This is a genomic window from Pseudomonas sp. LBUM1669, assembly GCF_059695705.1.
On sequence record NZ_CP166784.1, the window covers coordinates 2,805,822 to 2,831,281 of the forward strand.

At 59.8% G+C, this 25,460-nt stretch carries 25 protein-coding genes and 1 pseudogene; 16 read left to right on the plus strand and 10 right to left on the minus strand.

All coding sequences use genetic code 11. From position 1 onward, the window contains the following. Positions 1 to 37 precede the first annotated feature (37 nt). Positions 38 to 1,126, plus strand: coding sequence for a polyamine ABC transporter substrate-binding protein (locus ACA051_RS13095; RefSeq protein WP_497375120.1), 1,089 nt, complete (start codon positions 38 to 40; stop codon positions 1,124 to 1,126). Positions 1,127 to 1,172: 46 nt separating this feature from the next. Here ACA051_RS13095 and msrA read toward each other — a convergent pair whose 3' ends face one another. From msrA to ACA051_RS13120, 5 genes are all read right to left on the minus strand, one after another. After that, positions 1,173 to 1,679 (minus strand): peptide-methionine (S)-S-oxide reductase MsrA, encoded by a 507-nt coding sequence (gene msrA / locus ACA051_RS13100; RefSeq protein WP_497375122.1) that lies wholly within the window; start codon positions 1,677 to 1,679, stop codon positions 1,173 to 1,175. Positions 1,680 to 1,849: 170 nt separating this feature from the next. After that, positions 1,850 to 2,302, minus strand: a complete 453-nt coding sequence (locus ACA051_RS13105) for an Ohr family peroxiredoxin (protein WP_497310183.1) — start codon at positions 2,300 to 2,302, stop codon at positions 1,850 to 1,852. A gap of 110 nt (positions 2,303 to 2,412) precedes the next feature. Beyond that, positions 2,413 to 2,865 carry an Ohr family peroxiredoxin gene (locus tag ACA051_RS13110; protein ID WP_497310184.1) on the minus strand — a complete coding sequence of 151 codons (453 nt, stop codon included), beginning with the start codon at positions 2,863 to 2,865 and terminating at the stop codon, positions 2,413 to 2,415. A gap of 549 nt (positions 2,866 to 3,414) precedes the next feature. Beyond that, on the minus strand, positions 3,415 to 3,834 hold the full coding sequence (locus ACA051_RS13115) for an organic hydroperoxide resistance protein (protein WP_497294106.1): 420 nt from the start codon (positions 3,832 to 3,834) through the stop codon (positions 3,415 to 3,417). 170 nt (positions 3,835 to 4,004) lie between these two features. After that, on the minus strand, positions 4,005 to 4,367 hold the full coding sequence (locus ACA051_RS13120) for an SDR family oxidoreductase (RefSeq protein ID WP_497375124.1): 363 nt from the start codon (positions 4,365 to 4,367) through the stop codon (positions 4,005 to 4,007). A gap of 138 nt (positions 4,368 to 4,505) precedes the next feature. Between ACA051_RS13120 and ACA051_RS13125 the strand changes: the two genes are divergently transcribed. Continuing rightward, positions 4,506 to 4,691: a hypothetical protein gene (locus ACA051_RS13125; protein ID WP_497375126.1), complete on the plus strand. Its 186-nt coding sequence runs from the start codon at positions 4,506 to 4,508 to the stop codon at positions 4,689 to 4,691. A 145-nt stretch (positions 4,692 to 4,836) separates the two neighbouring features. Then, on the plus strand, positions 4,837 to 5,289 hold the full coding sequence (locus tag ACA051_RS13130; protein WP_497310186.1) for a cupin domain-containing protein: 453 nt from the start codon (positions 4,837 to 4,839) through the stop codon (positions 5,287 to 5,289). Between the two features lie 48 nt (positions 5,290 to 5,337). Here the strand turns inward: ACA051_RS13130 and ACA051_RS13135 are convergent. Beyond that, positions 5,338 to 5,913, minus strand: a pseudogene (locus ACA051_RS13135) (P1 family peptidase); the annotation flags it as partial. Between the two features lie 83 nt (positions 5,914 to 5,996). Then, positions 5,997 to 6,938, minus strand: a complete 942-nt coding sequence (locus ACA051_RS13140) for a class I SAM-dependent methyltransferase (protein WP_497375128.1) — start codon at positions 6,936 to 6,938, stop codon at positions 5,997 to 5,999. Between the two features lie 293 nt (positions 6,939 to 7,231). Here ACA051_RS13140 and fae point away from each other — a divergent pair, with 293 nt between their 5' ends. The 4 genes from fae to ACA051_RS13160 all read left to right on the plus strand — a co-directional run bounded on the left by fae (position 7,232) and on the right by ACA051_RS13160 (position 11,737). Continuing rightward, a complete protein-coding gene (fae, locus tag ACA051_RS13145; RefSeq protein ID WP_403101851.1) occupies positions 7,232 to 7,744 on the plus strand; it encodes a formaldehyde-activating enzyme in 513 nt (170 codons plus the stop codon). Positions 7,745 to 7,754: 10 nt separating this feature from the next. Further along, a complete protein-coding gene (locus ACA051_RS13150; RefSeq protein WP_497310188.1) occupies positions 7,755 to 8,789 on the plus strand; it encodes an aldo/keto reductase in 1,035 nt (344 codons plus the stop codon). Then, positions 8,786 to 10,219, plus strand: a complete 1,434-nt coding sequence (locus ACA051_RS13155) for an NAD-dependent succinate-semialdehyde dehydrogenase (RefSeq protein WP_497310189.1) — start codon at positions 8,786 to 8,788, stop codon at positions 10,217 to 10,219. The genes ACA051_RS13150 and ACA051_RS13155 overlap by 4 nt, the downstream gene beginning before the upstream one ends. A 153-nt stretch (positions 10,220 to 10,372) precedes the next feature. Continuing rightward, entirely contained in the window at positions 10,373 to 11,737 is a 1,365-nt protein-coding gene (locus ACA051_RS13160) for an MFS transporter (RefSeq protein ID WP_497310190.1), read from the plus strand. A 170-nt stretch (positions 11,738 to 11,907) separates the two neighbouring features. Here ACA051_RS13160 and ACA051_RS13165 read toward each other — a convergent pair whose 3' ends face one another. Beyond that, complete coding sequence (locus ACA051_RS13165; RefSeq protein WP_497310191.1) at positions 11,908 to 12,783, minus strand: LysR substrate-binding domain-containing protein; 876 nt, start codon at positions 12,781 to 12,783, stop codon at positions 11,908 to 11,910. 214 nt (positions 12,784 to 12,997) lie between these two features. After that, entirely contained in the window at positions 12,998 to 14,176 is a 1,179-nt protein-coding gene (locus ACA051_RS13170) for a hypothetical protein (protein WP_497310192.1), read from the minus strand. A 184-nt stretch (positions 14,177 to 14,360) separates the two neighbouring features. Here ACA051_RS13170 and ACA051_RS13175 point away from each other — a divergent pair, with 184 nt between their 5' ends. From ACA051_RS13175 to ACA051_RS13205, 7 genes are all read left to right on the plus strand, one after another. Further along, positions 14,361 to 15,293, plus strand: coding sequence for a LysR substrate-binding domain-containing protein (locus tag ACA051_RS13175; RefSeq protein WP_497375130.1), 933 nt, complete (start codon positions 14,361 to 14,363; stop codon positions 15,291 to 15,293). Between the two features lie 145 nt (positions 15,294 to 15,438). Then, the gene (aldA, locus tag ACA051_RS13180; RefSeq protein WP_497310586.1) at positions 15,439 to 16,863 is read left to right on the plus strand and encodes an aldehyde dehydrogenase; all 1,425 of its coding nucleotides are present in this window, start codon (positions 15,439 to 15,441) and stop codon (positions 16,861 to 16,863) included. A gap of 84 nt (positions 16,864 to 16,947) precedes the next feature. Continuing rightward, positions 16,948 to 18,267, plus strand: coding sequence for an MFS transporter (locus ACA051_RS13185; protein ID WP_497310194.1), 1,320 nt, complete (start codon positions 16,948 to 16,950; stop codon positions 18,265 to 18,267). A 1-nt stretch (position 18,268) separates the two neighbouring features. Continuing rightward, complete coding sequence (locus ACA051_RS13190) at positions 18,269 to 19,486, plus strand: mandelate racemase/muconate lactonizing enzyme family protein (RefSeq protein ID WP_497375132.1); 1,218 nt, start codon at positions 18,269 to 18,271, stop codon at positions 19,484 to 19,486. Positions 19,487 to 19,648: 162 nt separating this feature from the next. Then, positions 19,649 to 21,256 carry a GMC family oxidoreductase gene (locus ACA051_RS13195; RefSeq protein ID WP_497375134.1) on the plus strand — a complete coding sequence of 536 codons (1,608 nt, stop codon included), beginning with the start codon at positions 19,649 to 19,651 and terminating at the stop codon, positions 21,254 to 21,256. A 113-nt stretch (positions 21,257 to 21,369) separates the two neighbouring features. Then, the gene (locus ACA051_RS13200) at positions 21,370 to 21,777 is read left to right on the plus strand and encodes a response regulator (protein WP_497310197.1); all 408 of its coding nucleotides are present in this window, start codon (positions 21,370 to 21,372) and stop codon (positions 21,775 to 21,777) included. A gap of 47 nt (positions 21,778 to 21,824) precedes the next feature. Then, the gene (locus tag ACA051_RS13205) at positions 21,825 to 22,493 is read left to right on the plus strand and encodes an HAD-IA family hydrolase (protein ID WP_497375136.1); all 669 of its coding nucleotides are present in this window, start codon (positions 21,825 to 21,827) and stop codon (positions 22,491 to 22,493) included. A gap of 42 nt (positions 22,494 to 22,535) precedes the next feature. Here ACA051_RS13205 and ACA051_RS13210 read toward each other — a convergent pair whose 3' ends face one another. Continuing rightward, a complete protein-coding gene (locus ACA051_RS13210; protein WP_497375138.1) occupies positions 22,536 to 23,483 on the minus strand; it encodes a GlxA family transcriptional regulator in 948 nt (315 codons plus the stop codon). A gap of 124 nt (positions 23,484 to 23,607) precedes the next feature. Between ACA051_RS13210 and ACA051_RS13215 the strand changes: the two genes are divergently transcribed. Beyond that, positions 23,608 to 24,399 carry an SDR family NAD(P)-dependent oxidoreductase gene (locus ACA051_RS13215; RefSeq protein ID WP_497375140.1) on the plus strand — a complete coding sequence of 264 codons (792 nt, stop codon included), beginning with the start codon at positions 23,608 to 23,610 and terminating at the stop codon, positions 24,397 to 24,399. A 101-nt stretch (positions 24,400 to 24,500) separates the two neighbouring features. Further along, positions 24,501 to 25,421 carry a pyridoxal-phosphate dependent enzyme gene (locus ACA051_RS13220; protein WP_497375142.1) on the plus strand — a complete coding sequence of 307 codons (921 nt, stop codon included), beginning with the start codon at positions 24,501 to 24,503 and terminating at the stop codon, positions 25,419 to 25,421. The last annotated feature ends 39 nt before the right edge of the window (positions 25,422 to 25,460 follow it).

Genomic DNA, 25,460 nt, shown 5'->3' on the forward strand with positions numbered 1-25,460 from the left:
TTCCGGTTACCCCAAAAGAACAAAAAGGTGATTGAACATGCAGGCCCCTACTATTTTCCTGATGGTTGCGCTCACGACGTTTTCGGCCGCCAGCTACGCGGCTGAAGAGGTCAATATTTCCAACTGGAACGGCTACATCGCCGACGACACCTTGAGCAACTTCACCCAGTCAACCGGGATCAAGGCGACTTACGACATTCACGACAGCAACGAAGTCCTGGAATCAAAACTGATGACCGGCAATACCGGTTATGACGTGGTCAGCCCTTCGAACCATTTTCTGTCGCGCTTGATCAAGGCCGGTGCGATTCAGAAACTCGACAAAAGCCAACTGCCCAACTGGAAAAACCTCGATCCGGCGCTGCTGAAAAAACTCGAGGTCAATGACCCGGGCAACCAGTACGGCTATCCGTACATGTGGGGCACGGCGGGAATTGGTTACAACGTCGAGAAGATCAAGGCGATCTTCGGCACCACCGACGTCACCCATTCCTGGAGCCTGATTTTTGATGAGAACAACATCAAAAAGCTGAGTGAATGTGGCGTGGCGATTATCGATAACCCGACGCAAATCCTGCCGATCACTCTCAACTACCTCGGATTACCGCCGCATAGCCACGAGCCGGCGGATTACAAGAAAGCCGAGCAGGCGCTGCTCAAGATCCGGCCTTACGTCCAGTATTTCCATGCGTCCAAGTACGTCAGCGACCTGGCCAATGGCAATGTCTGTGCAGTGATCGGCTTTAACGGTGATGTGGTGCAAGCGGCCGCCAGTGCCAAGGAAGCCAACAACGGCATCGAGATCGCCTATTCGATCCCGGACGAAGGCTCGACCCTGTGGCTCGATATGGTAGTCATGCCCAAGAGTGCGCCCCACGAGAAAAATGGCTACGCCTACATGAACTATCTGTTGAAGCCTGACGTCATCGCCAACATCAGCAACAGCATCCACTACGCCAACCCGAACCTGGTAGCGGATGAGCTGGTCAATCCGGCGGTGAAGCAGGACCTGGCGATTTACCCGCCGAAAAACGTGATGGACAAGTTGTTCACCGTCGAGGACCTGCCCGCCGCGATTGCACGGTTGAGCACACGGTTGTGGACCAAGCTGAAAACCAATACCTGACGGCCCGCTGCCAGGGTTCCGCTGCCGGAACCCTGGCTTTACCGCGTCATGCGCGCTTGGGCAGTGTCCAGTTCGGCCGAATGAAGTGGCAGGTGTAACCGGTGGGCAGTCTTTCGAGGTAGTCCTGATGCTCCGGCTCTGCTTCCCAGAATGGGCCGGCGGGCGCGATTTCGGTGACTGCCTTGCCGGGCCAGAGACCGGATGCATCCACATCGGCCACGGTGTCCTTGGCCACTGCCTTCTGTTCTTCGTTCAGATAGAAAATCGCCGAGCGGTAGCTGAGGCCTATGTCGTTACCTTGGCGATTGGCGGTCGACGGATCGTGAATCTGAAAGAAAAACTCAAGGATCTGGCGGAAGCTGGTGATGGCCGGGTCAAATACGATCTCGATCGCTTCGGCGTGGGTGCCATGGTTGCGGTACGTGGCATTGGGCACGTCGCCGCCGGAGTAACCCACGCGCGTCGACAGCACGCCTTGTTGTTTCCTCAGCAGATCCTGCATGCCCCAGAAGCAGCCGCCGGCCAGAAGGGCGGTTTCAGTTTGCGTGGTCATCGCTTACTCCTCAGTGTTCATTGATGTGATCAGGTTGGTGCGCAGGGGCTCGATCGAGGTCTGCAGTGGCGTGAACTCATTCTGCATCAGACCGGTCGCGCCCGAGAACCTCGTTTCTGCCTTCCGGCGGGTCGACGTGCGGGGCAACGTCGAACCCGCCGTGCGGTGCATCACGCCGTGAGGACGTTCAAGTCCACGTCGATGTTGCCACGGGTTGCCTTCGAGTACGGGCAGATCTGGTCGGCGGTGTGCGCCAATGTCTTTGCAACGTCGTCCGCCAGGCCGGGCACGCGCAGGGTCAAACGAGCTTGAAGGAAGTATTCCGCACCGGTCTGACCGACGTCGACTTCGATGTCGACGGACATGTCCGCCGGCAGCACCACGTTCAGGTCATTGGCCACCAGCCCGACAGCGGCGGTGTAGCAGGCCGACCATGCGCCGGCGAACAATTGCTCGGCGGCCGGGTGCGGCTGGGTGGCGGCGAACACGTGCGCAGGCTGGGCGTTGCCGGGCGACGAGAGGGCGATGTCGAGGCTGCCGTTGTGACCGCGCGAGGTGTTGCCGGTGCTGCTGGCGGTGGTGTGGGTTTTGCCGGTGGCCAGTACTTTTTCGATCTTGCTCATGGATGATTACCTGAATGTTTCAATAAGGTTTGTATTCGTATGCGCTTTAGTCGCATACGACATATATGGTGTTTCTAGAAAGCCAATTGTTATCAACGCTTCCCGCTGTATCAGGCCGTGAGAACGTTCAGGGCCACGTCAATGTTGCCGCGTGTTGCTTTGGAGTACGGACAGATTTGGTCGGCGGCGTGGGCGATTTCTGTCGCGACGGCCTGATCCAGACCTGGAGCGCGCAGCGTCAGGCGTGCCTGGAGGAAGTAAGCGTCGCCGGTCTGACCCAGGTCGACTTCGATATCGACGGACAAATCGGAGGGAAGCTCAACGTTGCGCTGCTTGGCGGCAAGACCGACGGCGGCGATGTAGCAGGCCGACCAGGCACCGGCAAACAGTTGCTCGGCTTTCGGGTGTGGCTGGGTGCCTTTGAATTCATGAACGGGCTTGTCGCTGCCGGGCGACGAAAGCACGATGTCGAGGCTGCCGTTATGGCCGCGCGAAGTGGTACCGGTGCTGCTCATGGTGGTGTGGGTTTTGCCGGAGGCCAGGACTTTTTCGATCTTGCTCATGGGATGAATCCTCAAAGGTGCAGTAGGGTTTGATTGTATGGCGTATACGTTTGTATCGTATGCGATTGAAATAATACTCGCGCAGCCGCCCATTGAAGTCAATAGGGGAGAGGCCTGCTTGGCGACGAACGGTCGGATGGGAAGGAAGTGGTATTGGCTCCCGGTTCTGCGCACAACGAAAAAGCCCGCACAGGGCGGGCTTCGAAATCGAGTAGGTGGCCAGCGCTGGTCTCTGGCTTACAAGGTTTATCAGGCTTCTGACAGAACAGTTTTGTGCTGTCCTGCTTCACACGGCATAAGGGCTGGACCTCACCTCGGAGATCTTTCTAACCGTGTACCCTTAGGAGCGCGCCCCACGCTTCCTCGCTATCCTCTTGCGCATCAGTCTGCGTCTTCACCTACAGGTTTTAGAATAGCAAAGCCTGCGAAACGCAAACCGGACTTTTTAGACCGATTTCGTCCTTGGTCAAGGGCGGCAGGATGGATAAATGCTATAGCGAACAACCCGGTACGGCCTGCTGGGAAGGCAGGCCGTAATGTGGGCCTGGCTTAAACCAGATTGAGGGTGACGTCGATGTTGCCACGGGTCGCTTTGGAGTACGGGCAGGTTTGATGCGCGGCATCCACTAACGCCCGTGCGACGACAGGATCGAGACCAGGAAGGCTGACATTGAGGCGTGCCTGGAGGAAAAAAGCGTTGTCGGACTTGCCCAGGTCCACTTCGGCATCAACGGCGACGCCGCTTGGCAAGGTCACCTTCAGCGCAGCAGCCGCTTTACCTATCGCGCCGATGAAACAGGCCGACCAGCCAGCAGCCAGCAGCTGTTCCGGGTTGGTCCCAGCCCCTGAAGAGCCAGGCGGGGAAAGCTTGATGTCCAGACGTCCATCCGAACTCTTCGATTCGCCGTCGCGGCCGCCGGTGGTGTGGGTCTTGCCGGTATACAGCACGGTGTCGATTTCATTGATCATGACGGGTTCCTGCTAAAGGGTTGGGGGCCTCACCGTTTATGTCGCCGCGTTACGGACGAGCGGGAGAGGCCCCACTTTTCCACCTTAATGTAGTGCCTGTGTGTCCTGATCCGGTGGTTGTGTATCGCTGTGTAAGATCGCCAGCGAACATACACATCGATACAAACCCGTTACGCCTGCCAGTTTTTTCGGTGATCCGGTGCGCCCAATGGCGAACTGGTTGCACCGCCGTCGACGACAATCTCCGCACCCACGACGTTTGAGGAGTCGCTGGAGGCGAGGAACAAGGCGACGGTGGCCACTTCTTCAGCTTCGCCAATGCGACCGAGCGGGATCGTGGTGTTCAGTTTTTCCTCCAGCGCATCCATTCCTACTTTCACCGTGTGGGGGTTCCATACCGGTGTGCGTGCAGCGCCAGGGGTAATCTGGTTGACGCGAATGCCACACGGCGCAAATTCTGCGGCCATCACCCGTGTCATGGAACGAACGGCGCCCTTGCTTGCTGCGTAGGCGCTGTAACCCGGCCATCCCATGACCGCATGCACCGATCCGTTCAAAATAATCGAGGCACCGGCCTCAAGGGACTGGTGGCAGAAGGTGTGATGCGGATGGCGCCTGCGGCTGATGGAAGCATCTACAAGTAATACGTCCTGACTGAAAAGGGCAGGGCCTTGCAAACCGTCCTGATTGCTTTGTCGCAGTGGGGCAACGAGTTTTTGTACGAACCCGGCGAAGCGGGATCCGTCATGGTCGACGCGCAGGATCGTCAGCCGATCCAGAAACTGCAGTTGGTTTCAACAGACGGACGACGTCTCAAGCCAGAAGACATCGTGACCAAACTGGGCGTATCGCACTGAAGCACCCACGTGCTTGTATCTGAACGTATCCCCGGCGCCGGTAGTTACCTGGGCATACAAAACCATGCTGTTCTCGACACTTGCGCGATACACCGCGACCTCTTAATGAAGCCACCGCAACCGCGGCAATCATTGGAGAATTGCGATGTCCCGTATCAAATCCCGTCACACCGCAGGCCTGCTTGGCATCGCCCTGGCTGCCGCCGTATCACTTAACGCATTCGCGGCTGAAGAAGCCAAAGCGCCGGCGCAAGCCACTCCGGCAAAAAGCTGGCAGACAGGCCTGCACCGCACGGACCTGGTGCGCCAGGACCTCGATATTTCCAAGGGTGAGGTGATTCAGGTGCGTGTCGATTTCGACCCGGGCGTCACTTCCCCCAAGCATTCACATCCTGGCGTGGAAGTCGCTTACGTCATCTCGGGCACGTTTGAGTATCAACTCGAAGGGCGGGCGCCGATCACTCTCAAAGCCGGCGACTCCTTGTACATCCCCGCAGGCACTGCGCATGTCGCGAAGAACGTCGGTGACGGCAAAGCCTCGGAGCTGGCGACGTACCTCGTGAAAAAAGACACACCGCTGTTGATCCTGGAAAAATAAGCGATAGCCGCCCGATGCACTGCATCGGGCGTCTTCGTTAAAGCGTATTCAGATCCCGACTGTTTCCCCCGGCCAACCGGCCTGACGCAATGCCTTGAGCAGTGTTTTCGCGTCCAGACCCGGCACGGTATGGCCGTTACCTTCCGTCGTTTCAGCCGCCAACAGGGCGTTGATGATCGCTTCCTCCACCGCTTCAGTCGCGGCCAAAAACAACTCGCTGATGTGGTCGTTGTTGACCATGCTCAGGTTGTTGCAGGTGGGCGCACCTTTCCCTTCGTAAGCGGCCGGTGGCACGTGTTGGTTGCCGGTGGCGAAGGCGATGAAAATGTCGCCGCTGTGGTCTTCGTTGCCGCCGCCGGTACGGGCAAGCCCGAGGCTGGCACGCTGTGCGAGGCGCGTGCATTGATGCGGCAGCAGCGGCGCATCGGTGGCCAGGCAAACGACGATCGAGCCCATCCCCGGATAAGGCAGCGATGCCCTGAGGAACGGTGAGTCAGCCTGTTCCATATAGCGACCGACCGGGTAACCGTCGACGCGCAGTTCATTGCGAATGCCATGGTTGGCCTGGACGATCGCACCGACGGTCCAACCGCCCTGGGCCTTGCTCAATTGGCGTGTTGCCGTTGAGCACATGGACGCCGGCAAAACACGGTTGCAGCCGCGTTGACCCAAACAGTGGTCACACACCAGAACCCTTGTAGGAGCACTCAGTCCTTCAGCGTGAACACCAACGCCTTCAACCCGCATTCAACATCAGCATCCGGAAACTCCGGCGGATTCTCCAGCCGCCGCTCGAACCGCAAACCCGGCGCTTCACGCATCACGCCATCAATCAGGAAGTCCGCCCCGAACGCCGGATCGTTCATGCACGCCAGCACCGTCCCTTGGGGACTGAGCAACTCCGGCAGCCGACGCAACACGCGCTGGTAATCCTTGGTCAGCAGAAAACTGCCTTTCTGAAAGGACGGCGGATCGATGATCACCAGGTCGTAAGGGCCCTTGCCGATCACCTTGCCCCAGGACTTGAACAAGTCATGGCCAAGAAAACTCACCTTGCTCATGTCATGGCCATTGAGCCGATGGTTGTCACGACCACGGTTCAGCGCCGGGCTGGACATGTCCAGGTTGACCACGTGTTCGGCGCCACCTTCGATGGCGGCGACCGAAAAGCCGCAGGTGTAGGCGAACAGATTCAACACGCGCTTGCCGTCGGCATTGGCCCGTACCCAGTCGCGACCGTAGCGCATGTCAAGGAACAACCCGGTGTTCTGCTTACGGCCCAGATCCACCCGATAACGCAGGCCGCCCTCGGTGATGATCAATTCCTCGATCGCTTCCCCAAGCAGCCATTCGGTGGTGCTTTGCAGCAGGTAGCGGTGTTGCAGCAACAGCGTCTGCGCCCCTGACTGTTGCCACTGCGCCGATTCAGTGACCGCCATCAGCAACCGCTTCAAATCTTCCAGCTGCGCCGCTTCAGGTTCCTTGAACAGCGACACCAGCACCACACCCTGTAGCCAGTCGACGGTCAACTGCTCCAGCCCAGGCCAGCACCGGCCCCGGCCATGGAACAACCGACGGGTTTCTGCGGGTGCATCGGCCAGGGCTTTCAGCAAATGGTCGTGAAGGGTGGAGAGAGCGTCAGCGTTCATCGGGCAGGGCCAGCAGTTTGATGGGGGCGGCATTTTAAACACAATTGCGCCGGGTTTCTGCGGGGCATTACCAAACCTCATGCCCCCATGACATTTAATGGTTACAGCCCCTCAATCCCTCAATGTTAAAAAATTGCAAACACAGCTCATCAACAACAAAAAAGAGCGTTTGCACCTATGACTGATTCTCTACGCCACGACCCGCGCTCTTCGCCCCCTGACATTTGCCATGCGACCTCCACAGTCTGCGTGCATTTCTGATCATCCAAAAAATCACTGAAGAGTAATGACCCATGAAAGAACTCGACCTGTACATCGGTGAAGGTTTCGAAGGCCCGGGCATAAACGCCGCGCATATCAACATTCTGATCGGCCCGCGTAACGGTCCGGCGGGGCAGGCGTTTGCCAATAGCCTGGCGTCGCCGAGCCAGGGCCATTGTCCGTTCATGGTGATCGCCCAGCCGAACATTCCGGTGAAGCCGATGACCCTTTATGTCAACAAGGCTGCGATCAGCAGCGACTTGCATGGCAACGCTACCTGGGGCGCGTCGCAGGCCGGGATCGCCAAGGCTGTTCTGGAAGCGCTGCTCGACGGCACCTTGCCGCCGGAAGCCGAAGACGAGTGGGCGATCGTCACCGCGAACTGGGTCAACCCGGCCTGCGATGACCTGGATGCGGTCTACCTGAACAACTACAACGCCTGCCGCACGGCCATCCGTGCCGCGCTGACCGGCAAACCGGAAACCGCGCAACTGGCAGATGTGGTCGATCACATCAGCAACCCTTTCTACACGCCAAAAGCCTGAGGTCCGCGCCATGCAATACATTCGTCTTGGCCACTCCGGCCTGCAAGTCTCCCGCTTGTGCCTGGGCACCATGAACATGGGCACCCCGGACTGGAAACCGTGGATCTTCAATGAGAAGAAGAGCGAGCCGATCGTCGCGCACGCGTTGGATAACGGTGTGAACTTCATCGACCTCGCCGACTTCTATTCCGCCGGCGTCGGCGAGGAAGTGGTCGGGCGCATCGTCAAGCGCCTGGCCCGTCGCGAGGACCTGGTGATCACCACCAAGGTCGGCTACGGCACCCGCACCGGGATCAACGCCAGCGGCCATTCGCGCAAGCACATCATGGACAGCATCGACGCCTCGCTGAAGCGCCTGAACATGGAGTACGTCGATGTGTTCATGCTGCATTACTTCGACGTGAACACGCCGGTTGAAGAAACCATGAGCGCCATGAACGACATCGTGCGTTCCGGCAAGGCCCGTTACATTGGCGTGTCGACCATGCTCACCGGGCAGTTGGCGAAGATTCTCATGGCCTGCGAACGCAATGGTTGGGTCAAGCCGATCAACATGCAGCTGCAACTGAACTGCGCCTACCGCGAAGAAGAGCGCGAGATGATTCCGTTCTGCCGCGACCAGGGTTTGGGCGTCTCGGTGTTCAGCCCGCTGGCCCGTGGCTTGTTGACCGGTGACGTGCAGTCGACCCGCAACCAGACCGACTTCTTTACCCAGCAGATGTACAGCGACGAAGCCTCGTTCCAGATCGCGCATTCGGTACAGCGCGTGGCCCGTGCCCGTGGTGTGTCGAATGCGCAGATCGCCCAGGCCTGGGTCGCCAATCATCCGGGCGTGGATTGCATGCTGGTCGGCGCTGACACCACCGAGCAATTCGACAGTGCGCTGGCGGCGCTGGAAACCCGACTCGATGCCGAAGAACTGCATGAACTGGAACGCAATTACACCCCGTGCGACGTGATCAACGATTACACCGCCGGCAAACGAATCTTGCGTTCGGCCCGTCCAGGTCTTGAACGCTTCAACCTGACCGAGGCTGTGGCATGAGCGCGCTGATCCGCAATGGCAATTTCATCGATGGTCAGTGGTCCTGCGCCGGCTCGACCTACCCGGTGTTCAACCCGGCTAACGGTGAGTTGATTACCGACGTGCAAAAGGCAGGCGCCGAAGAAACCAACCGCGCCATCGATGCCGCCAACCGTGCATTGCCATCCTGGCGCAAGTTGACCGCCAAGGAACGCAGCCAGAAGCTCAAGCGCTGGAGCGAGCTGATGCTGAGCAACCAGAAGGATCTGGCGACGCTGCTCAGCCGCGAGCAGGGCAAGCCACTGGCCGAAGCCATGGGCGAAGTGGTTTATGCCGCGAGTTTTCTGGAGTGGTTCGCCGAAGAAGCCAAGCGCGCTTACGGCGACGTGATCCCAAGCCACAAGGCTGACGCGCGGATCATCGTGGTCAAGGAAGCCATCGGTGTCGTTGCGGCGATCACCCCTTGGAACTTCCCGCTGGCGATGGTTACCCGCAAGGTCGGCCCGGCGCTGGCGGCCGGTTGTACGATGATTCTCAAACCTTCGGAAGAGACGCCGTTGTCCGCGTTCGCCTTGGCGGTGCTGGCCGAGCAGGCGGGCATTCCGGCCGGTGTGTTCAACATCGTTTCCGGTGATGCCGTGGCGATTGGCGGGGCGCTACAAGCCTCGGGCATCGTGCGCAAACTGTCGTTCACCGGTTCCACGCGCACCGGCAAATTGCTGATGCGTCAGGCCGCCGACACCCTGAAAAAAGTCTCGCTGGAACTGGGCGGCAACGCGCCGTTCATTGTCTTCGACGACGCCGATCTGGACGCTGCGGTCAAAGGCGCCATGGCCTCGAAATTCCGCAACACCGGGCAAACCTGCGTCTGCGTGAACCGCTTCTTTATCCAGGACGGCGTGTACGAAGCATTCACCGGCAAGCTCGCTGAAGCCGTGGCGGCGATGCGCGTCGGCAGTGCGCTGGACGGTGAAACCGAGCAAGGTCCGCTGATCAACGCGGCGGCGCTGGCCAAGGTTGAACTGCATGTCGGCGATGCGCTGGAGAAGGGCGCCAAGCTGTTGTGCGGTGGTCGTCGCCACGCACTCGGCGGTACGTTTTATGAACCGACCATCCTCGCCGAAGCCACCAGCGACATGCTGATCGCCCAGGACGAAACCTTCGGGCCGGTGGCGGCGTGCTTCCGCTTCAAGGACGAAGCCGAAGTGCTGCAAAAGGCCAACGACACGCCCTACGGTTTGTCTGCTTACTTTTACAGTCGTGACATCGGCCGTGTCTGGCGCATGGCCGAGGGCCTGGAAGCAGGCATGGTCGGAATCAACGAAGGGATCATTTCCACGGAAGTGGCACCGTTCGGTGGCATCAAGGAATCGGGCCTCGGTCGTGAGGGTTCGAAGTACGGTCTGGATGACTACCTGGAAATCAAATACCTGTTAATGGGCGGCCTGTAACGGCGCCAAACCTTGTGGGGGAAGGCTTGCTCGCGACAGCGGCGTGTCAGGCAACATAAATGTCGACTGACACTTCCTCTTCGCGAGCAAGCCCGCTCCCACAAAAAGCTATCGGTTTCATTTCTCCGTCAATAACAACAATTGGAGACTTACATGTCCGTACAACCGGTAAAAATCGACGACCTGCCCATCGGGCGCTTTCACCTCAAAATCGCCGGACTGACCTTCGGCGCACACTTCACCGACGGCTACATCCTCGGCCTGATCGGTATCGCGTTCACGTTGCTCAGTCCGCAAATGCAGCTGGATGCGTTCTGGCAAGGTTTGATTGGCGCTTCGGCACTGATCGGCCTGTTTCTCGGCAGTCTGTTTTTTGGCTGGATCTCCGATAAGGTCGGCCGGCAGAAAATCTTCCTGGTCAGCTTCGTGCTGATTACCATTGCCTCGGTGATGCAGTTCTACGCCGAGACAGCCATGGGACTGTTCCTGTGCCGAGTGTTGATCGGTATCGGGTTGGGCGGTGATTTCAGCGTCGGTCACGCCATGCTGGCCGAGTTTGCACCGAAGAAACATCGCGGTGTGCTGCTCGGTTCGTTCAGCGTGATCTGGACCTTCGGCTACGTTGCCGCTACGTTCGTCGGCACCGCCATGCTCAGCCTCGGCGACGATGCCTGGCGCTGGATGCTGGCCTCGTCGGCCATCCCGGCGGCGCTGATCCTGATTGCCCGCATTGGCACGCCGGAGTCGCCGCGTTGGCTGGTGAACCAGGGTCGAATCGCCGAGGCGCGAGCGATCGTCAAGAAACACCTGGGTGACAACGTCGAGCTCGACGAAACCCAATCCACCGAAACCCGTTCCGGCTACGCCGTGCTGTTCAGCCGTGAATACCGCAAACGCACCGCGTTCAATTGCCTGTTCTTCGTCTGCATCGTGATGCCGTACTTCGCCATTTACACCTTCCTGCCGTCGATCCTGCAAAAGATGGGTTTGGCCGAAGGCTTTGGCACGGAGCTGATGCTGAACATGCTGCTGATCCTCGGGGCGCTGATCGGCATCTGGTGCACGATTAAATTCTCCCGCCGCGGGTTCTTGATCAACTCGTTCATCATTCTGGCGGTCGCGTTGTTCATGTTGGCCGTGTTGCCGAGCAGCGCGGCGTTCCTGATGGTGTTGGTGTTTGGTTTGTTTACCCTGGTGTTGTCGGCGGTGAGCAACCTGGTGGGGGTATTCCCGGCCGAGAGCTTCCCGACCGAAGTGCGGGCCAGCGGGATTGGCCTGGCGACAGCCGTCAGTCGCTTGGGCTCGGCGGTGAGTACGTTTCTGTTGCCGGTGAGCGTGGCGGGTATCGGCTTGAGCCCGACCATGGGCATTCTGGCGGCGATCCTGGCGCTGGGGGCGTTGCTGTCCTGGGCCTGGGCGCCGGAGACTAAATCGTTGACGTTGAGCCAGGCGTGCAAGGCGCAGAGTCCGGTGGAGGGGAGTGCAACGGGGGCAGTAAAAGTCGCGGCACCGATCTAATCAAGCCTCACCACCGTCTTCTGTAGCAGCTGCCGTGGCTGCGTTCGGCTGCGCAGCAGTCGTAGTCCAGACAACCCGGTCAACCTGAAGGACCGAGTAACCTGATCTTACGACTGCTTCGCAGCCGAACGCAGCCTCGCGGGCTCGGCAGCTGCTACAGGTGCGGGTGATCAGGGATTACTGACCAATGCCAACCAATCGGTAAACAACCGCACTTTCGACAACCCTTGCTTGTCGTTCGCCACATCCAGCCAATAGCCATACGGTCCGATCACTTCCACCGGGGTGATCGGCAACAAACTGCCATTGGCCAGTTCCTTCTCGATCATCTGCCGATCAATCACTGCCAATCCACCCCCCGCCAGCGCGGTATGGATCACCTGATCCAGTGTGCTGAATTCCAACCCTTGCCCGGCATCCACATCGTCGCGGTCCATCGCCGCCAGCCAGTTTTCCCAGACTTTCAAGCGCTTGCCGTCGTGCAAAATGTGCAGCAACGGAAACTGCCTCAGGTCCGGTGGTTGCCCATCGTTGAACAGTTCCGGACTGGCCACCGCGATGTGCCGTTCCATCACCAGTAACTGACTGCTGCAATGGCTGGCGGCTTCGAGGCCGAAGCGGATGTGGCAATCAATTTCCGCGAGGTTGTCGTGGCTGGCCTGGTTGGTCACGCTCAGGCTGATGTCCGGGTAACGTTGGCAGAACACGCGCAAGTGCGCCGACAACCAGCGCGTGGCCCAGGTTGGTGGCGCGAGAATGCGCAGGCGCTGACGCAGGTTCGGCACGCGCACGGCTTGCAGGGCGCGTTCGATGTGGTCGAAGGCCTCCGCCAGATGCGGGGAGAGGGCGGTGCCGGTTTCGGTCAGTGACAAGCCTTGGGGCGTCCGTATGAAGAGCGCCACGCCGAGGTAGTCTTCGAGCTGTTTGATCTGGCGACTGACGGCACCCTGAGTGACGTTCAGGCCCAGGGCGGCCTGGCTGAAGCTGCGATGCCGCGCGACTTCCTCGAAGACACGCAGCATGTTGAGCGAGGGCAGTTGACGCATGGGAGGATGGCTCCGCACCGGCCTCGGGTGTTGCGTCGGGTCGGCTTATTGTTTTTGGATGGGTTTGTGGTGCCTATCTGACTATCAGGAAGGGGCTGATGCAAGTGTTGTCTGGACGGGCGTCTTCGCGGGCAACCCGCTCCCACAGGTTCGGTGATCCTGTGGGAGCGAGCTTGCCCGCGATGGCGTCCTCAAGGACGCCAAAAATGCCGGATCAGAAGTAATAGCCGATGTTCATATACAACTGGTTTTCCCACTGGTCACTACCACCCGCACCCAGACTCTGGGTATAGCTGCTCCCGCCGATGTACGGATCGTTCTTGCCGTAGATCCATTCTGTCGCGATCCACAGTTTGCTCAACGAGAACGAGGTGCCGAGGATCATCCGTTGCGAGGTCTTGAAGTCGTTGGCGGATTTATCGAAGGCGCTGTAGTTGACGTACAGCTTCACGCCGCTGACCTGATCGAACAGGTATTTGCCGGCCACGTCATAACTCACATCCGCCACATACAGATTGCCGCGACTGGCGACGTTGTACGTGCCGTCGTAACCGCCCAGCGTCACCAGTTCATCAGTGCCGGCGTTGCGCGGCGACATCTGTTGCCGCGCCGCTTGCAGCTGAACACCCCAGGGACCGTTCTTGCCCAAATAGTGAACGGCCACGGCGTTACGCCGGCCATCGTCATTGGTGTCCCTGTTCTGAAGCGACGACGTCAGGCCAGAAAGGCCGATTTCAGACTTCCATGGTCCCAGGTCCAGCGCCTTGGCCACGCGCAGCACCACGGTGTTGCGCTCCTGGTTGTCGCTGCCGTCGGCGACGTAACTGTCGGCTTCGGACACCACACTGGAGTAGGTGACCCCGTTGCTGGTGCCTTTGCCTTGCCACGCCGGGCGCAGGTAGTAACCGGCCTGGAGGTTCCAGTCGCCCGATTGCTGGATGTACTTGGCGCCAACCTGTTGCACATCTTCCAGGCCGATGACGTTGCCCAGGGTTTCGTAGAACGTGCTGCCGAAGTACGGCTGCAAACCAAATGGCACCGTGTTCAGGCCCACTTGCACCTGCTGATCGGTGTTGAACTTGTAGCCGGCCCACGCGAACTTGGCGAACTGGATGTCACCGTAGTTCTTGGTGTACTGGTAAGGGTAGGACCGCCCGTAGAAACGGTATTGAGCCTCACCGATCCACGTGTCGGAGTTGTACTTGGCGCTGAGGAACACGGTGTCCAGGCCGAACTTCTGGATGTCACGGTCCGGATCGTAATCCCAGCGGGCACGAATGGCACCGCCGAGGTCCAGGTTGTCGGTCACTTGTACCGCCATGGCAGGCGCTGCGAAGGTGCAGAGTAAAGCGAGGCAAGACGGACTAAGGCGCAGGGAAGCAGGGAAGTGCATGGGGCAGCTCTCGGTTATTTTTATTAGAGATGCCGGCCAGTCTTGCGATCAGCGATGCGTTGAACAAACGATAAAAAGCGCGATAGAACCTTCGTCAAATGCATGTTAGTTAGAAAATCCTGTAGGACAATACACGGCGAGCGTGGGATGCTTTGTGCCTTGTAACCCCTATTGAGAGCCCTCCATGAAACGCAAAATGCCCGGCCTCAACGCGCTGAAAGCCTTTGAAGTGGCTGGCAGCACGGGCAGCTTCACCCGCGCTGCCGAGTTGTTGAACGTGACCCAGAGCGCCGTCAGCCGCCAGGTGCGTCAGCTGGAAGAACAGCTCGACGAGACGCTGCTGGAACGCCGCCACCATCACCTCGAACTGACCAGCGCCGGGCGAATTCTGCTGCGGGCACTGCATCAATCCTTCGACAAGATCGAACTGACTGTGCGCAGCATCCAGCAGAAAACCCATTCCAATCGCCTGCACATCAACGCGCCGCCGACCTTCACCAATCGCTGGCTGATGCCGCGGCTGGGGCGATTGCGGGAAAAGCATCCGGAACTGGAACTGAGCATCACCACACGGTTGCAGGACAGCCTGGCCGAAACCAGCACGCTCGATTGCGCGATCCGTTTCGGCGACGGCGAATGGGACGGGCTGGACAGTTCGCTGCTGATCCAGGAACGGCACATTGCGGTGTGCGCGCCGTCCTTGTATGCGCGGGAGTGGAGCGGGCAGGGCATAGATCTCAATCGCCTGACGTTGTTGCACGTCCTGGCCCGGGAAGACCAGCGCTACCTGACCTGGAAACACTGGCTGGGCGCGGCGCGCATCACCGGCGTCGATACCCAGGGCGGCTACGAGTTCGACCTGCTGGACCTGGCGATCCGTGCGGCCGTCGACGGGTTGGGCATCACCATCGCCGACTGGCACATGGTCGCGTCGGAACTGGCCAGCGGGCAGTTGACCCAAGTGCTGAACGTACATGTCGAAGGGCATCAATCCTATTGGCTGGTGACCCGGCCGGAGCAGACATTGATGCCGCAGTTGCAGGTGTTCAGTCAGTGGTTGCAGGAAGAGATCTGGCTGGCGCAACGGCAGCTAGAGCCCTCGACCGCCGCCAACTGACCACGCCCAACCCACATTTGATCATGACGCTGCAGGGGTAACCTGTATTTTTCGAATGTTACATCGCTCAATAAATCGTTTGTTCAACTCATGCCAGATGCCAAGACTGCGTCTCACTGGATAAAAACAACGATGGGCGATGCACATGCGACTCGAGCGAAATTTTGTTAATGGTCACTTCATAGAACCTGCCGGCGAAGCGCTGATCGCAGTCTTCAACCCGGCGACCGAAGCGCTGGTAGGCCACGTCTCGGCCGCGACCGCCGATGAAGCGGTCAATGCGGTCGAAGCCGCCGCCGCAGCCCAGAAAGTCTGGGGCAAACTCACCAGTATCGAACGCGCCGAACACCTGCGCTCCTTCGCCGACGCCCTCGATGCCTGTGCCGATCGTATCGGTGCAGCCCTCGCCGCCGAATCCGGCAAGAGCGTGGCTGATGCCAGCAACGAAGCCCGCTACGCGGCGCAGATCACCCGATATCACGCCGAATGGGCGCGCCGGATCGAAGGCGAGATCATTCCCAGCGACAGCCCGAACGAAAACCTGTTTCTGCACCGTGAACCGATTGGCGTGGTCGCGTGCCTGATTCCGTTCAATTACCCGGTTTACACGTTGCTGCGCAAAATCGCCCCGGCGCTGATTGCCGGCAACACCGTGGTGGTGCGACCGAGCAACAACACCCCGACCTCTGCGTTCGAAATCGCCAAAGCCGTGCAGCAATCCGGTTTGCCGGCCGGCGTGGTCAACATCCTGACCATGGACCACGCCACCGCCGCTGCGGTGTGCACTCACAAAGCCGTCGGCTTGATCACCCTGACCGGCAGCGTCAACGCCGGGCGCATCGTGCTCGACTACTGCAAGGCCAACATCGCCAAGCCGTCGCTGGAACTGGGCGGAAAAACCCCGGCAATCATCGAGGCCGATGCCGATCTTGAAGCCGCCGCCAGCGCGATAGTCGCCTCCAAGACCACCCACTGTGGCCAGTTGTGCACGGCGGTGGAGCGGGTCTATGTTCAGGAAAGCGTCTACGAAAAATTCCTCGCCCTGCTCAAAGCCAAAATCAGCGCTGTGAAATTCGGCGACCGGGCCACCGATGCCGGCCTGATGGGGCCGTTGGTCAACGCCAGCTCGCAACAGAACATCCACGCCATGGTCGAGCGCGCCGTCGCCGACGGTGCTGTACTGGAAACAGGCGGCTTTATCCCGCAAGGCCCCGGCCATTTTTACCCGCCGACCCTGCTCAGCGGTTGCCGTCAGGACATGGAAATCATCCAGGAAGAAATCTTCGGCCCCGTGTTGCCGGTACTCAAGTACCGCGACATCGACGAAGCGCTGGCCATGGCCAACGACCATCAGTTCGGCCTGTCTTCGGTGCTGTACACCGAGAACTACCGCACCACGATGAAAGTCGCCAACGCCATCGAGGCCGGCGAGTTGTACGTCAATCGCACCCCGGCGGACCCGTACCAAGGCTTCCACGCCGGCTGGAAACGCTCGGGCCTGGGCGGCGATGACGGCAAGCACGGCATGCTCGAATTCACCCAGACCCGTCTTGTGGTGATGAAGTATTGATCCACCCGCAACACGCCTCACGCTGCACCCATAAAAACAATTATCAGGGGCGCCCGGACCACCGGGCTGCCCGAGGTCTCCTAGATGTCCAAGCATGCATCCACTGCTGCCGCTGTTCAGGGTTCGAACGCGGGTTCAAAAGTCCACAGTGACAAGGGAAGTCGCTATTTCCAACTGATGCTATTAGTGCTGGCCGCCGGTGCGATCTATCCGATCCTGTACCTGCGCCAGGTCTACCAGACCACCATGCTCGAAGTGTTCCAGATCAACCACAGCGAACTGGGTTATCTGTACTCGATGCTCGGCACGATTTTCCTGTTGTCGTATCTGCCCAGCGGTTGGTTGGCGGATCGCATTGCCCCACGATTCCTGATTTTCTTCTCGCTGGTCGCCACTGGCGCCCTGGGCCTTTGGTATTCCACCGCGCCGTCGATGACCGGTTTGATGATCATCTTCGGTTGCTGGGGCCTGACCACCGGCCTGACGTTCTGGGCCTCGGTGCTCAAACGCGTGAAAATGATCGCTCATCACACTGAACAAGGGCGTTTCTTCGGCATCCTCGATGGCGGTCGCGGACTGGTCGAAGCCTTGCTGGCGACCGTCGCGCTGGGGCTGTTTGCCTTCGCCACCGAAACCCGTGGCGAGTCCGCCGCTGAAGGCTTCAAGCACGTGGTCTACCTCTACGCCTTCACCTGTATCGCCATCGGCTGTGTGCTGGTGCTGATCAAGGACCCGAAGTCGATGGAAGACACGGCGGCGGTGGAGAAGGGCAAGTACAACCTGCTCAGCGACCTGACCACCTTGGTGAAAATCCCTGAACTGTGGCTGGTGACGGCCATTGTGTTCTGCGGTTATCACATCTTCTGGGCCACTTACAGCTTCTCCGATTACTTGCAGGGCGGTGGCATGACCGCGGTCATGGCCGGCACCATCACCACCATCAAGTTGTGGATGCGCCCGATTGGCGGGATCGGCGGTGGCTGGCTCGGTGACAAGTTCTCGAACATCTCGGTGCTGATCGTGGCGCTGTTCCTGGCAACATTGGCGATGGTCGGCCTGATCGTGTTCCCGGCACTCAACAGCATGGGCTTGTTGATCGGCACGGTGATTTTCATTGGTTTGATGACTTATGCCATTCGCGGCTTGTACTGGGCGATCCTCGACACCTGCAACATTCCGCTGCGCATCACCGGCCTGGCCATCGGCATTGTCTCGGTCGTCGGGTACCTGCCGGACGCTTTCATTCCCTTGATCAACGGCTACCTCACCGAACATTTCCCGGGGGCCTTTGGTTACAAGCTGTATTTCGGTTACATCGCTTTCGTCGGCCTGCTCGGGACCCTGGCGGCCCTGACCCTGCGCGCTCGAATCAATCGTCAATCTTTGAACAAGACAGGTGCCTGAGATGAAAATCGTCGCCCTTGAAACCCATATCGTTGCCGTACCGCCACCGCACATCGGCGGCATGTACTGGCTGTTCGTCAAGCTCAAGACCGATTGCGGCATCGAAGGCGTGGGCGAGATCTACGCCGCGACCTTCGGCCCCAAAGCCATGCTGCCGATCATCGAAGACGTGTTCGAACGCTACCTGCTCAACCACGACCCGCACCACATCGAACGCTTCTTCCGTCAGGCCTATTCGAGCGGTTTCACCCAGCGTCCGGACCTGACCATGATGGGCGTGGTCAGCGGCCTGGAGATGGCCTGCTGGGACATCATCGGCAAAGCGGCGAACAAGCCGGTCTACGAATTGCTCGGCGGCAAGGTCAATGAACGCCTGCGTTCCTACACCTATTTGTACCCGGTCAACAGCAAGGGGGAGTACGACTACGACGACCCGGACCTGGCGGCCGAGTGCGCCATCGAGAACATGAACAAAGGCTTCACCGCCGTGAAGTTCGACCCGGCCGGGCCGTACACCGCGTACTCCGGGCACCAGATTTCCCTGGAAGTGCTGGAGCGTTGCGAAACCTTCTGCCGCAAGATCCGCGAAGCGGTGGGCGACAAGTGCGATTTGCTGTTTGGCACGCACGGGCAGATGGTGCCGTCCTCGGCGATTCGCCTGGCCAAACGCCTGGAGAAATACGATCCGTTGTGGTTCGAAGAACCGGTGCCGCCGGGACAGGAAGAAGCCATGGCGCAAGTCGCGGCCAAGACCAGCATCCCGATTGCCACCGGCGAACGGCTGACCACAAAGTACGAATTTTTCAAATTACTGCAGGCTGGCGGCGCGTCGATTCTGCAAATGAACGTCGCTCGTTGCGGTGGTCTGCTGGAGGCGAAAAAAATCGCCAGCATGGCCGAGGCTTATTACGCGCAGATCGCGCCGCATCTCTACAACGGGCCGATTGGCGCGGCGGCGAGTTTCCAATTGGCCACCTGCACGCCGAATTTCCTGATTCAGGAAAGCATCATGACCTGGGGCGGTTTCCATGCCGAAGTCCTGACAAAACCGTTGCAATGGGAGGACGGCTACATCATTCCGTCCGCCGAACCGGGTCTGGGTGTAGAGCTGAATATGGACGTGGTGCGCCGGCATTCGCCGTACACCGGTGAGCGTTTGCATTTGCAAATGACACCGACCCCGGCAGACGTCAAAGACACATCGCCAGCCAGAGGCTGACGGGAGAGGGCTCAATCCCTCTGTAGGAGCGAAGCTTGCTCGCGGAAGCGGTGGGTCAGCCAATATCAATGTTGACTGATGCGACGCCTTCGCGAGCAAGCTTCGCTCCTACAGGAGGGGCGCTCGGTTTTTTTTGTACAACGACTTACGCGGTAACCGTGCATGACTTACGACTACATCATCGCTGGCGCTGGCGCCGCGGGCTGCATTCTCGCCAATCGGCTCTCGGCATCCGGGAAGTACTCGGTGCTGCTGCTGGAGGCGGGTGGCAAGGACAGTTCCCTGTGGTTCAAGATCCCGGTCGGCTTTGCCAAAATGTATTACAACCCGACCTTCAACTGGATGTACTACAGCCAGCCGCAAAAGCAGCTGGGCAACCGCGAAATCTATGCCCCGCGTGGCAAGGTCCAGGGCGGTTCGGGTTCGATCAACGCGATGATCTACGTTCGCGGCCAGGCCCATGACTTCGACGATTGGGCGGCCAACGGCAACGATGGCTGGGGTTTCAAGGATGTGCTGCCGTACTTCCGCAAACTGGAAAACCATCCGCTGGGCGACAGCGAATACCACGGCGGCAGCGGCCCGATCAGCATCACGCCGATGAAGGGCCAGACCCATCCGATCTGCGATGTGTTCCTCAAAGGCTGCGACGAACTCGGCTACCCGCACAGCGACGACTTCAACGGGCCGAAATTCGAAGGTTCGGGGATCTACGATGTCAACACCCGCAACGGCCAACGCTGTTCCAGCAGCTTTGCGCACCTGCATCCGGCATTGAGCCGGCCGAACCTGACGGTCGAGCACTACGCGCTGGTGGACCGGGTGCTGTTCGACAATGGTCGTGCGACCGGGATCTCCATCACCCAGCACGGCGTGGTGCGCACCTTCGCCGCGAGCAAGGAAGTCATTCTGTGTGCCGGTGCCGTGGACACGCCAAAGATTCTGCAATTGTCCGGTGTCGCCGATCAGGCGCTGCTGGCCAGGCACAGCATCCCGTTGGTCAAACACCTGCCGGCGGTGGGGCAGAACCTGCAAGACCACCTGTGCGCCAGTTATTACTACAAGGCCAACATCCCGACGCTCAATGACCAACTCAGCTCGCTGTTCGGTCAGTTCAAACTGGGCCTCAAATACCTGTTCACCCGCAAGGGCGCACTGGCGATGAGCGTCAACCAGGCCGGCGGGTTCTTCCGGGGTAACGAGCAGCAGCACCATCCGAACCTGCAGCTTTACTTCAACCCGCTGTCTTACCAGATCCCGAAAAACAACAAAGCCAGCCTCAAGCCCGAACCGTACTCAGGCTTCCTGCTGTGCTTCAACCCGTGCCGGCCAACCAGTCGCGGGCACATCGAGATCGCCTCGAAAAACCCGCGGGACGCCGCACTGATTGACCCCAATTACCTGAGCACGCAAAAGGACATCGACGAAGTGATCCAGGGCAGCCGCCTGATGCGCAAGATCATGCAGGCGCCGGCGCTCAAACGCATCACCGTCGATGAGGTGCTGCCCGGCCCGGCCATCGAAAGCGATGAACAGATGCTGCAGTATTTTCGGGAGAACAGCGGTTCGATTTATCACCTGTGCGGCTCCTGCGCGATGGGCGCGGACGAGCAGCGGTCGGTGGTCGACAAGCGTCTCAAGGTCCATGGTCTGGACGGTTTGCGCATTGTCGATGCATCGATTTTCCCCAACGTAACCTCCGGCAATACCCACGCGGCGGTGTTGATGGTGGCGGAGAAAGGAGCCGATCTGATTCTGCAGGACACCTGATTTCATCACCTTCCTGTATCAAAAATGAATTTCCGCCGAGTCCGCTGCTCATACCTGTAGGCAGCGGATTTGAGCCCGCGAAATCATTTATGCGATCAGGGAGTGGCAAGGTCATGTGTCCAATATCGATGGCGGGCGAGCAGCTTCCTGATGGGTTGATTCTGGTGGTTGAAGATGACCCGCTGATTCTGGAATTTCTCTGCGAAATTCTTCAGGAGGAAGGTTTCAAGGTTGAACCGCACGCTAGCGCGGACGCCGCATCGGTTTACCTGGAGTTGCACGCGAACGAGGTGGGTTTGTTGCTCACGGACATCACCATGCCCGGAAAGCGGAACGGCGCGGATCTGGCCAATGAGTTTGGCGATCGATGGCCCGAGAAGCCGATCATGATCATGTCCGGTTTTGAAACCCCCGAATCCGCCGGGGTGCGGCATGCGGTGTCGTTCATCAAGAAACCCTGGGCGTTGGGGCAACTGCTGGATTGTGTTGAAGGGGCCTTCAAGTCGCGGCGGTCGGTGTAGGTCGTGTACATTGACGGACCTGCCTGACACACAAAGGAAGCTCATCCTTGTCTGCCCACGAATCCGTTTTTAGTACGCCGTATCGCGCGTTCCTGTTCGACATGGACGGCACCGTCCTCAACTCCATTGCCGCCGCCGAGCGGATCTGGACCACCTGGGCCCTGCGCCACGGCGTGGATGTCGAGTCCTTCCTGCCGACCATTCACGGCGCCCGCGCCATCGACACCATCAACCGTCTGGCGTTGCCCGGGGTGGATGCCGAGGCAGAAGCCAACTGGATTACCGAAGCGGAAATCGAAGACGTGGAAGGGATTGTCGAGGTGTCCGGCGCGGCGAACTTCCTCAGATCCTTGCCAGCCAAGCAATGGGCGATCGTGACCTCTGCACCGAAGGCGCTGGCGTTGCGGCGAATGGCGGCGGCGGGGATTCCCGAGCCTGATGTCATGGTCACCGCCGAAGATGTCAGTGCCGGCAAACCGGATCCTGCAGGCTACCGACTGGCGGCTCAACGGTTAGGTGTCGAGGTGACTGACTGCCTGATCTTTGAAGATGCCGCCGTTGGGATTCTTGCGGCAGAGGCGGCGGGGGCGGATCTTGTGATAATGACATCGACTCATGACCATCCGATTCAGACGGTGCATGCCACGCTGGTCAGCTATGACTTGATGACCGTGCACGTAGATTCCGGCTGTCAAATCCGCCTCAACACCATTTAAAGGGTTCAAGAAATCCCTCGTCCGCCCCCTGACCGCTAATGCTCACGCCGTCATCGGCGACCTGGCATTACGCCGAATCACCTGCGGCGGTTGGCCGAACGCCCGGAGGAAGGCTTCGCGCATGCGGCGACGGTCGGTGAAGCCGGCCTCGGCGGCGATCTGGTCGAGGGTCAGCCGTCCGCGCTCGAGCATTTGCCGCGCCGCCTCCAGGCGCAGGTTTTCGATGGCCTTGGCCGGGGACTGCCCGGTCTCGGCGCGAAAGGTCCTGCTGAATTGCCGTGGGCTGAGGCGTGCCACTTCCGCCAGTTGCTCCACCGATAACGCCGATGTCAGGTGTTCCCGGGCGTAGCCGAGGACGGTCTGAATGCGGTCGGATTTGGGCTCCAGTTCCAGCAAGGCCGAATGCTGCGACTGGCCGCCCGCGCGGCGCTGGTACATCACCAGTTTCTGCGCCACGGCACGGGCCAGGTCGGCGCCGTGGTCCTTTTCAACCATGGCCAGCGCCAGGTCGATGCCAGCGGTCATGCCGGCGGAGGTCCAGATGGAACCGTCGACCACGTAAATACGGTCCTCTTCCACTTTGATCGATGGAAACCGCGCTTGCAGATCTCGCGCATAGGCCCAATGCGTGGTCGCCCGCCGTCCGTCGAGCAGACCGGCCTGGGCCAGCACGAATGCCCCCGAACAGATCGACGCCGTGCGCCGGGCGGTTTTCACGTTGTCGCGCAAGTACGCCAGCACCGCCTCGGGCGCCTGCTCGAGGATCGAATCGCCGCCGACCACGATCACCGTGTCGAACACCCGCTCATCGAACGCCTGGGTGCCGACACTCAAACCGCCGGAAGCCTGCAGGGAGCGCCCCTCCTCAGAGATCACGCTGACCTCGTAAAGCGCTTCGCCAGCGCTGAAGTTGGCGTATTCGAACACCGGCATCGCCGCCAGCGCCATGGACTGGAACCCCTCGAAAACCACGAACGCCACGGAAGTCATGTTGGTGCCCTCAAAAGCCTATGTCCGAAAAACGTACTTTAAACGTCATTTGAGACGAGTGTCAGTCCATTTATAAATGATCACACCCGGCGACCTTATCGCCTCACTGTGAAGGAAATTGAACATGGCTCTCTCAACCAAAGGCACTGCCCTGATCACGGGCGCCTCTTCGGGTATCGGCGCAGTGTACGCCGACCGTCTCGCCCGGCAGGGTTACGACCTGATTCTGGTCGCCCGCAGCCAGGGCAAACTCAACGCCCTGGCCAACCACCTGAGCAACGAAACCGGCCACGCCGTGGAAGTGGTCGCTGCCGACCTCAAAGACAAGGCCGACCTGCAGCGGGTTGAAAGCATTCTGCGCAACGACGCGAGCATCACCTTGTTGGTCAACAACGCCGGTGTTGGCGGCGTGATGCCGTTGCTCGGCAGCCCGGTGGACGACATGGAAGACATGATCACCCTCAACGTCACCGCGCTGATGCGTCTGTCCTATGCCGTGGTGCCTGGTTTCGTCGACCGGGGCACCGGGACTGTGATCAACATTTCCTCCATCGTCGCCGTCGCTCCGGAAATCCTCAACGGCGTTTACGGCGGGACCAAAGCCTTCGTGCTGGGCCTGAGTCAGTCGATGCATCACGAACTGGCCGACAAGGGCATTCGCGTTCAGGCGGTATTGCCCGGCGCAACCGCCACCGATTTCTGGAACGAGGCGGGCAACCCGGTGGAAAACCTGCCGCAAGAGATCGTGATGTCCGCCGAGGACATGGTCGATGCCGCGCTGGTCGGCCTGGCGAAGGGTGAAGTGGTGACCATTCCGGGCCTGCACGAAGGCGACAAATGGGACGCTTACGAGGCCCAGCGCCAAGTGCTGTCAGGCTCGTTCGGCCACTCATCGGCGGCACCGCGTTACCGGTAAACCGATAACCCTGGGGCAGGGTGAACTAAGCTTGGATAAGGATCGTTCATCACCGGCTCGTCGAAACCTCGACAAGCCGGTGCTGCCAAAGGGAGCACACAATGCTTCACATCAGAACGCCTTTGATTCTGCACCCAGGCTTGTCAACGCCGACCCGGCGCATCTGGCTCAAGCTGGAAAACCTGCAACCCAGCGGCTCGTTCAAATTGCGCGGCATGGGCCTTTTGTGCAGTCAGGCAAAGGCCCAAGGCAAACGCAAAGTCGTCTGTCCGTCCGGTGGCAACGCCGGTTTTGCCACCGCCATGGCTGCTGCTGCCCTAGGCCTGAAAGCCTGCATTATTGTGCCGCACACCACCCCGGAAACCACCCGCGCCAGAATCAGTAAAACCGGTGCCGAGGTGATCGTTCACGGCAAGGTCTGGGACGAGGCCAATCAACGGGCCAAAGCGCTTTCACAGGATGCGGATACCGAGTATGTGCCTGCCTTCGATCATCCTGTGCTGTGGGAAGGGCACAGCACCCTGATCGATGAAGTCCTCGAGGATTGTCCTGAAGTCGATGCTTTGGTGACGTCGGTGGGCGGTGGTGGATTGCTTGCGGGCTTGCTGACAGGTTTGATCCGGCACCATCGCATGGATTGTCGGATCATCACCTGCGAAACCCAGGGCGCGGCATCCTTTGCAGCCGCCATCGAGGCCGGACATCCCGTCAGGCTGCCGCGTATCGACACCGTCGCAACATCCCTGGGCGCTGCCGAAGTGGCCGCGTGGCCGGTGCAGCACCTCCTCGACTTTCCTCACGAATGTGTGGTGCTCAGTGATGACGAGGCGATCATGGGCGTGGTGCGTTACGCCAACGACCTGCGCCAGTTGGTCGAACCGGCGTGCGGTGTCTCATTGGCGGTGGCGTACCTGGACCATCCGGCGATCGCCGAAGCCCATGACGTGGTGATTGTGGTGTGTGGCGGGGTCAGCATCAGCGCGCAGCTTGTGGCCGGGTGGGCGCGCTTGTCCGCTGGGTGAAGCAAAGGGGTAGGGCTGGAGACTATCCGGCTGTCGCGA